This is a genomic window from Sphingobium sp. Ant17, from assembly GCF_000588875.1.
Classification (GTDB): Bacteria; Pseudomonadota; Alphaproteobacteria; order Sphingomonadales; family Sphingomonadaceae; genus Sphingobium.
On sequence record NZ_JEMV01000112.1, the window covers coordinates 1 to 8,349 of the forward strand.

General features: G+C 63.3%; 6 protein-coding genes and 2 pseudogenes. All 8 read left to right on the top strand.

What is annotated here, in order from left to right:
* Nucleotides 1-119: 119 nt before the first annotated feature.
* On the top strand, nucleotides 120-1,064 hold the full coding sequence (locus BF95_RS23965) for an FAD-binding protein (RefSeq protein WP_161774419.1): 945 nt from the start codon (nucleotides 120-122) through the stop codon (nucleotides 1,062-1,064).
* Nucleotides 1,065-1,541: 477 nt separating this feature from the next.
* On the top strand, nucleotides 1,542-2,537 hold the full coding sequence (locus tag BF95_RS23975; RefSeq protein WP_043155183.1) for a thiamine pyrophosphate-dependent dehydrogenase E1 component subunit alpha: 996 nt from the start codon (nucleotides 1,542-1,544) through the stop codon (nucleotides 2,535-2,537).
* On the top strand, nucleotides 2,534-3,520 hold the full coding sequence (locus BF95_RS23980; protein WP_043155185.1) for an alpha-ketoacid dehydrogenase subunit beta: 987 nt from the start codon (nucleotides 2,534-2,536) through the stop codon (nucleotides 3,518-3,520). Before BF95_RS23975 ends, BF95_RS23980 begins: the two co-directional genes overlap by 4 nt.
* A gap of 423 nt (nucleotides 3,521-3,943) precedes the next feature.
* On the top strand, nucleotides 3,944-5,068 hold the full coding sequence (locus tag BF95_RS23985; RefSeq protein WP_043155191.1) for an acyl-CoA dehydrogenase family protein: 1,125 nt from the start codon (nucleotides 3,944-3,946) through the stop codon (nucleotides 5,066-5,068).
* A gap of 11 nt (nucleotides 5,069-5,079) precedes the next feature.
* On the top strand, nucleotides 5,080-6,264 hold the full coding sequence (locus BF95_RS23990) for an acetyl-CoA C-acyltransferase (protein WP_043155187.1): 1,185 nt from the start codon (nucleotides 5,080-5,082) through the stop codon (nucleotides 6,262-6,264).
* Nucleotides 6,265-6,284: 20 nt separating this feature from the next.
* Nucleotides 6,285-7,046 carry a 3-hydroxyacyl-CoA dehydrogenase gene (locus tag BF95_RS23995; protein WP_043155189.1) on the top strand — a complete coding sequence of 254 codons (762 nt, stop codon included), beginning with the start codon at nucleotides 6,285-6,287 and terminating at the stop codon, nucleotides 7,044-7,046.
* Nucleotides 7,046-7,826 (top strand): annotated as a pseudogene (locus tag BF95_RS24000) (enoyl-CoA hydratase/isomerase family protein). The gene BF95_RS23995 and the pseudogene BF95_RS24000 overlap by 1 nt, the downstream one beginning before the upstream one ends.
* Nucleotides 7,827-7,830: 4 nt before the next feature.
* Nucleotides 7,831-8,349, top strand: a pseudogene (locus tag BF95_RS24005) (beta-ketoacyl synthase N-terminal-like domain-containing protein); the annotation flags it as partial.

The window sequence follows — 8,349 nt, forward strand, 5'->3', positions numbered from 1 at the left end:
GCTGCAGGGGCGGATGCTCAAGGCCGCCCTGGCCGCAGGCGTGGACATAAGGCTGAACGCCCCCGTCAGCCAGATCATCATCGCCGATGACGCCGCGACCGGCGTCGAAACGAAGCGGGATGCAAGGCCTGGCGTATCGGCGCGCGCTTGGTATCCTCATCAACGCGGGCGGATTCTCGCAAAATCAGGCTATGCGCGATCGCTATATGCCCGGCACCAGCGTCCTATGGTCACAGACGCCCGAAGGCGATACCGGCGACATGCACCAGGAACTGGAACGGATCGGCGGTCTTTTGGCGCAGATGGACCAGCTGGTCGGCTATCAGATGACGCCCGCGCGTTGGGATCRAACCTATGTCGCACCAGGCGCGCAATCGATGACCGGCAAGCCCCACGCCATATTGGTGGACCAGAGCGGCCAGCGCTATATGAACGAGGGCGGCAGCTACGAACTTTATTGCGAAACCATGCGCAAGCGAAAACGCGCTAGTCCCCCGCCATCCCCAAAGCTGGGGCGATCGTCGACCGCAACTATGTCGAACTTTACGCCATCGCGGGCAAATATATCGACAAGACAATCCCCCGACGGCTGGATCGAAAGCGGCTATCTCCACACCGCCAACACGATCGCCGAACTGGCCAGCAGCATCAAGGTCAATCCCGCTACATTGAACGCCACCGTCGCCCGCTGGAACGGCTTTGTAGCTAAGGGCGTGGACGAGGATTTCCAGCGGGGTGCCCGCGCCTATGACAATTGCGGCTTCGTCGGCGATCCCTTTTCCGCCCAAAGAGCCCTGGGCGCGATCGACAAAGGGCCATTCTACGCCGTGCCGGTCGTGCCCGGCGATGTCAGCACCTATGGCGGCGTCGTTACTGACGCGTGCGGGCGTGTGATCAAGGCCGAAGGCCAGGTGATCGCTGGGCTCTATGCCACCGGCACCACCACCGCATCGGTCATTGGCAATGTCTATGTCGGCGCGGGGGCCAGCATCGGTCCTTCCCTGGTCTTCGGCTATATCGCCGCCCGCCACGCCGCGGGGCTTGATAATCAGCCTGATCGGTAAAGCGCGCCGGTCGGGACAGAAGATAGGGCAGGGCTGGCGAAGAGATACGTGATTCGCCGCCATCGGCATGGATCAGCGACACCCGTCCGACCCCCGGCGAGGATACCACCGCCACCACGCTCTCCACCCATTGGTGCAGCATCGCGCGGGCATGGTCCAGTTCCTCTCCCTGCATCGTCGCTGCGCCCTCAGCCTCCAGCTCGGCTTCCAGTTGCAGTACCCGGTCCGTCCGCTCGCTGACGTCGCGCTTGTCCTTGGTCATAAAATCCTTCCTTTCTCGTCGAGAATGCCCCCCGCGCGCGCCGCGCAAAGGGCAGCGCGCGCATATCGGTGGGGCGAAATGGCTATGTGCTTCGGGGCATCAACGCCGCCTTCCGGGCATTGGTCCCAGCCTGCATCGACATATCGCCCCGGCGAGTTGACCCTCGCCCCGCAACGGCCAATGCAGGGGCATCCCATTGGCCATCTGAGGACTTTATGGCAGAGCTGAGCAACGCCCCGGCGCCGACCCCGGACCAGCTGGTAGACATCTACCGGCGCATGATCCGCATCGAACGCAATGATGACGCCATCCGCAAGACCATCCGGCTTGGGCGGCTCGTCATGCCCTATTATTCCGCGCGCGGTCAGGAAGTCATCCCCGCCACGCTCTCATCGTTGATGACGGACGACGACAAGATTTGCACCATCTATCGCGGCATCCACGACATGGTGGCCAAGGATATGCCGCTGCGCCCGCTCTGGGCCGAAATTGCCGGCCGTGTCCATGGCACCTGCAAGGGGAAGGGCGGCCCTATGCACCTCACCCACCCCGAAAGCGGCGTCATGGTCACGACCGGTATCGTCGGTTCCTCCATGCCGATCGCCAATGGCCTCGCCTGGGCGGCAAAGCTGGACGGGTCGCGGCGCGTCACCATCGCCTATTTCGGTGACGGCGCGTCCAACATTGGCGCCTTCCATGAATCGCTCAATCTCGCGTCCGTCTGGAAGCTGCCTGTGATCTTCGTGTGCCAGAATAACGGCTTTGCCGAACATACGCGCTACGAAAACGGCACCTCGGTCGACTTCATTTCGAAGCGCGCGATCGGCTATGGCATGCCCGGCCATACGGTCGACGGGAACGACCCGCTGGCCATGTTCGCGGCGGCCCATGACGCCATCACGCGCGCGCGTGATGGCGAAGGCCCGACCCTGCTAGAATGCAAGACCTTCCGCTTCCATGGGCATGTGCTGGGCGACGATGACAAATATATGACCAAGGAAGAAAAGGCCACCGCGATCGAAAAAGACCCGCTGCCCGCCTTCAAGGCCTGGCTGATCGACCAGGGCCACGCGACCGAAGAGACGCTGGCCAAAATGAAGGCGACGATCGAAACCGAGATCGAGGACGCACAGGAGTTCGGCCTCGCCAGCCCCTTGCCCTCGGTGGACGAATTGCGTCGCGATGTCTTTGCGCAGGAGATCCCGGCATGAGCGCCAAGAAGATGAACAGCCTCCAAGCCGTAAACGCAGCCCTGCATCAGGCCATGGCGGAAGATGACAAGGTGATCGTGCTGGGCGAGGATATCGCTGACCGGGAAGGCGGCGGCGTCACCGGCGCGACGGCGGGCCTGTCGACCAAATTCGGTGATGACCGCGTCAAATCGACGCCCATTTCCGAACAGGCGATCATTGGCGCGGCAATCGGCGCGGCGCTGGCGGGCTACAAGCCCGTCGCCGAAATCATGCTGATGAACTTCACCGCCGTCGCGATGGACATGATCTTCAACCATGCCGCCAAGCTGCGCTTCATGTCGGGGGGGCAAAGCACCGTGCCGATCACCATCCGCACGCTGACTGGCGCTGGCTGGCAGACGGCAGGCCAACATGCCGATCATCTCGAAGGCTGGTTCGCGCACGCGGCCGGGATCAAGGTGGTCGCGCCGTCCAACCCGGTGGATTATAAAGGCCTGTTGCTGTCCTGCATCCAAGACCCCGACCCGTGCATTTTCATCGAATCTGCGGGATCGCTCTTCATACCTGCCGAAGTAGCCGACGATTCTGGCCCCATTTCCTTGGGCAAGGCGCGGGTGGTGCAGGAAGGGACCGATGTCACCATCGTCTCCTGGTCCTCGCAGGTCATCCGCTGTCAGCAGGCGCTCGCCCCCTTGGCAGAGGCTGGCATTTCGGTCGAACTAATCGACCTGCGCACGGTATCGCCCTGGGACAAGGAAGCCGTGCTGGCGTCGGTTGCCAAGACAGGGCGTGCGGTGATCGCCCATGAAGCGGTGCGCCATTTCGGACCCGGCGGCGAAATCGCTTCGACCATAGCCGAAGAACTGTTCGGTCAGTTGAAGGCCCCGGTCCGCAGGCTTGGCGCGCCTTATTCGCCGGTGCCCTTCGCCAAGGTGTTGGAAGACGCTTATATCGTCTCGCCGGAACGGGTGGTCGAAACGGTCAAGGCCTTAATGTCCTGACATAAGCAGGGGACCAGTCCGCTGAGGAACGGTGCCCTTTTTATACCGGTCCATCAATTGCCGGATGGTGTGCGGTTCGACAGGCCCAACGCCAAAACGATCGCATCAATCTGCGCAACATTGCCGCGAACGGATTCAGCTCTGTCTTTGCGAAGCGGCTGCAAATCTGCTGCTCCACCTCCATCGCCTTGGCTACGACCGCCTCATATAATGCGCGTTTATCGCCCCTTAGCACCAATAGATGCGGTCGCTAATCGGCGGCGTTGGGATGCGCGCGATCAGGCCCTTGGCCGCGCGGCTCACCTTGACCTTATACATCGCGCGCGGATGCCGGTCGCCCGCTCCTCCTTGCCACTCCACTCTTGACAAGAAACCCGCTAATAATCAATATACCGATGAGTAGATAGGAGACGAATGGGTTTTATGCTGACGGAAACTCAGACGGCCATTCGCGATACGGTGCGCAGTTTCGCGCAGGAAACCATCCGTCCACATAGCGTGCGCTTCGAGTCGGAGGGCGGCTATCCGCCTGCATTGTTTGAGGAGATGGCGGGACTCGGCCTATGGGGCATGACAGCGCCGGAAAGCTATGGCGGGGCGGAGACGGACACGGTGTCCTACGCGCTGGCCCTTGTCGAACTGGCGGCGGCGGATGGGGCGCTGTCCACCATCGTTTCCATCCAGAATTCGATCCTCGTGTCCGGCCTGCTCAAGGATGGCGATGAAGCGCAGAAGGCGCGTTTCCTGCCCGACCTGATCGGTGGGCGGACCATTGGTGCCTTTGCCCTGACCGAGGCCGATGCCGGATCGGATGCGTCCGCCGTGCGCACCCGCGCGACCAAGGTCGAGGGCGGCTGGCGCATTAACGGATCCAAACAGTTCATCACGTCGGGCAAGATTGCCGGATTAGTGATGGTCGCCGCCGTGACCGATCCCGATGCAGGCAAGAAGGGTCTGTCTGTATTCATCGTACCGACCGACCGGCCCGGTTTCAGCGTCGACAAGGTCGAACATAAGCTGGGGCAGGGCGCGTCGGACACCTGCGCGCTGCGGTTCGATGATATGTTCGTCAAGGATGATCTGCTGATCGGCCAGCCGGGACAGGGCTATCGCATTGCGCTCGCCAATCTGGAGACGGGGCGCATCGGCATCGCCGCGCAATGCGTCGGCATGGCGCAGGCGGCGCTGGAGATTGCGGTCGCCTATGCCAAGGAGCGCCGCAGTTTCGGCAAGCCCATCATCGAGCATCAGGCGGTGGGCTTTCGCTTGGCTGATCTCGCCACCGAATTGGAAGCGGCGCGGCAACTGGTGCTGAACGCCGCGCGTGTCAAGGATGCGGGCCTGCCATGCCTGACCGAAGCATCGATGGCGAAGCTGTTTGCGTCGGAAGCGGCCGAACAGATCGTGTCGGGCGCGCTCCAGACGCTCGGCGGCTATGGCTATCTGGAAGAATATGGTGTCGCCAAAATCTATCGCGATGTGCGCGTGTGCCAGATTTACGAGGGCACGTCGGACATCCAGCGCATGGTCATCGCGCGCAGTCTTTGAGAGGAATTGATATGCAGGACGATCCGGTAGTCATCGCCAGCTATGCCCGCACGCCGATGGGCGGGTTCCAGGGTGCCTTGTCGGGCCTCAAGGCCACGGAACTGGGCGCTGCAGCGGTCAAGGCGGCGGTCGAGCGGGCGGGCGTTTCCGTCGATGCAGTCGATCGCATCTATATGGGCTGCGTCCTGCCAGCGGGTCTGGGGCAGGCGCCGGCGCGGCAGGCGGCATTGGGCGCAGGCCTTGGCCTCAACACCGAAGCCACCACCGTCAACAAGATGTGCGGATCGGGGATGCAGGCCGCGATCATGGCGCATGAAGCGCTTAGCTCTGGCGCGGTCGATGTCGTGATCGCGGGCGGGATGGAGAGCATGACCAATGCCCCCTATGTTTTGCCCAAACATCGCGGCGGCGCGCGGATCGGCCATGATCGCATCATCGACACGATGATGATGGACGGGCTGGAAGATGCCTACGAACCGGGCAAGGCGATGGGCGTGTTCGCCGAGGAAGCTGTGCGCGATTATCAGTTCACCCGTCAGGATCAGGACGATTATGCCATCCGCTCGCTCGAACGCGCCAATGCGGCGATCGGCAGCGGCGCTTTCGTGCGGGAAATTATGCCGGTGACGGTCAAGGGCCGGGGTGGCGATACGATCGTCGATACCGACGAACAGCCGGGCAAGGCACGGCCGGACAAGATCCCCGGCCTCAAGCCCGCCTTCGTCAAGGATGGCACGATTACGGCGGCCAACGCCTCGTCCATTTCGGATGGTGCGGCCGCGCTGGTGATGACGCGCCAGAGCGTCGCCGACAAGCAGGGCATGAAAGTCGTCGCCCGCGTGGTCGCGACCGCAGGGCACGCGCATGCGCCATCCAAATTCACCACGGCACCGGTTCCGGCGATGCGCAAGCTGCTGGAAAAGGCAGGCTGGTCGGTGGACGATGTCGATCTATTCGAGGTCAACGAAGCCTTTGCCGTTGTTGCGATGATTGCGGCGAAGGAATTGGGCATCCCGGCGGAGAAGCTGAACGTCAATGGCGGCGCGACCGCTTTGGGCCATCCGATCGGCGCATCGGGCGCGCGCATCGTTGCGACGTTGATCGGTGCGCTGGAAACGCGCGGGTTGAAGCGCGGCGTTGCCAGCCTGTGCATTGGTGGTGGCGAAGCGACGGCGATGGCGATCGAGCTGGTCTGATAGTTTAGGGGTTGGACGTTATGGATATCAACGGTTTATCGGCCATTGTGACGGGCGGCGCTTCGGGCCTTGGCCGGGCGACCGCGACGATGCTGGCGGCGCAGGGCGCGAAGGTCGCGATCTTTGACCTCAACGAGGAAGCGGGCCAGGCCGTCGCGGCGGAACTGGGCGGCGTCTATGTGTCGGTGAATGTCGCTGATGACGCCAGCGTCGCGGCCGGTCTGGACACGGCCGAAGCCGCGCATGGCGTTGCGCGCATCCTGGTCAATTGCGCGGGGATCGCCCCTGCGGTCAAAATCGTGGGCAAGGAGAATGCGCCGCATCCGCTTGATGTCTTCGCCAAGACGGTCACCGTCAACCTGATCGGCACGTTCAACGTCATCTCCAAATTCTCCGCGCGGCTGGCTGCGGCGGAAGAGATTGACGGCGAGCGCGGTGTCATCGTCAACACCGCTTCGGTCGCGGCCTATGACGGGCAGATTGGGCAGGCGGCCTATAGCGCGTCGAAGGGCGGCGTCGTCGGCATGACTTTGCCGATCGCGCGCGACTTGGCGCAACATAAGATTCGCGTCATGACGATCGCGCCGGGCATTTTCCTCACCCCCATGCTCGAAGGCTTCCCGCAGCATGTGCAGGACGCGCTGGGCGCGCAGGTGCCGCATCCCAGTCGCCTGGGTAAACCCGCCGAATATGCGCAATTGGTGGAGTCCATCATCCGCAATCCGATGCTGAATGGCGATGTCATCCGGCTGGATGGCGCAATCCGCATGGCGCCGCGCTGATGGACGGGATCGCCTTTACCGTCGAGAATGGCATCGGGCGGATCATGCTCGACCGGCCGGAGGCTGGCAATGCCATCACCCTGCCGCTGGCGCGCGCGCTGCTGGCGGCGGCGATCCGCTGCCAGACCGACGCGGCGATCCGCTGTATTGTGATAACGGGCAGCGGTCGTTTATTCTGTGCGGGTGGCGATGTGCAAAGTGCTCGCGGSCGCTGGGATACGCCCGGAAGTCTTGAGCGAACTGATCGCGACACTTCATGCGGCGATTGCACGGCTGGCGCGCGCGCCCAAGCCGTTAGTGACGCTGGTCAATGGCCCGGCTGCGGGCGCGGGGTTCAGCCTGGCGATGCTGGGCGACGTCGTGATCGGAGCGCGGTCGGCGCATTTTACCGCGGCCTATGGCGCGATTGGCCTGACGCCCGATGGTGGCCTAAGCTGGCTGTTGCCGCGTCTGGTGGGCTTGCGCAAGGCGCAGGAGATCATCCTGACCAACCGCCGGATCAAGGCGGAGGAGGCCGAGGCGATCGGGCTGGTGACGCGGATTGTCGATGATGAAGCGTTGGCCGACGAAGGCCTGCGCGTCGCCACCGCGCTCGCCGATGCGCCGATGGCGGCGCTGGCAGCCAGCCGCGCGCTGCTGGCCGATAGTTTCGAAACCGGGTTGGAGACGCAGCTGGACCGCGAATTGCGGAGCATGGCGGCGGCAGGCGCGGGACGGGAAAGCGAAGAGGGGCTGAGCGCATTGCTTGCAAAACGCCCCGCCAATTTCAGGGGAGTTTGAGACCATGGCCGACGCCTATATCGTAGAAGCCGTCCGTACCGCCGGTGGCCGTGCCCGCAGGGGTGGCCTGATCGACGTGCATCCCGCCGATCTGGGCGCGACCATCCTCAATGCGCTGGTCGATCGCACGGGCGTCGATCCCGCCGCGATCGAGGATGTCATCGTCGGCTGCGTCAGTCAGGCAGGCGAGCAGGCCTTTGCCTTTGGCCGCAATCTGGTGCTGGCGTCGAAGCTGCCCGACAGCGTGCCCGCCGTGACGATCGACCGGCAATGCGGTTCTTCGCAACAGGCGCTGCATTTCGCGGCGCAGGCGATCATGTCCGGCACGCAGGATCTGGTGATTGCCGCGGGTGCGGAAAGCATGACGCGGGTGCCGATGGGGTCCAACTATCAGCTTCATGCCGCTGCCGGTGTCGGCATCGGGCCATGGCCCAAAAGCATCCAGAACCGCTATGGCGTGGCCGAGTTCAGTCAGTTTCATGGCGCGCAGATTGATCGCCCATAAATATGGTTTCACCCGCCG

What these genes read in the sequence shown, in the direction of transcription:
- BF95_RS23975 (WP_043155183.1), top strand. Translation starts at nt 1,542, where the DNA reads ATGGCAGAGCTGAGCAACGCCCCGGCGCCGACCCCGGACCAGCTGGTA.
- BF95_RS23980 (WP_043155185.1), top strand. Translation starts at nt 2,534, where the DNA reads ATGAGCGCCAAGAAGATGAACAGCCTCCAAGCCGTAAACGCAGCCCTG.
- BF95_RS23985 (WP_043155191.1), top strand. Translation starts at nt 3,944, where the DNA reads ATGCTGACGGAAACTCAGACGGCCATTCGCGATACGGTGCGCAGTTTC.
- BF95_RS23990 (WP_043155187.1), top strand. Translation starts at nt 5,080, where the DNA reads ATGCAGGACGATCCGGTAGTCATCGCCAGCTATGCCCGCACGCCGATG.
- BF95_RS23995 (WP_043155189.1), top strand. Translation starts at nt 6,285, where the DNA reads ATGGATATCAACGGTTTATCGGCCATTGTGACGGGCGGCGCTTCGGGC.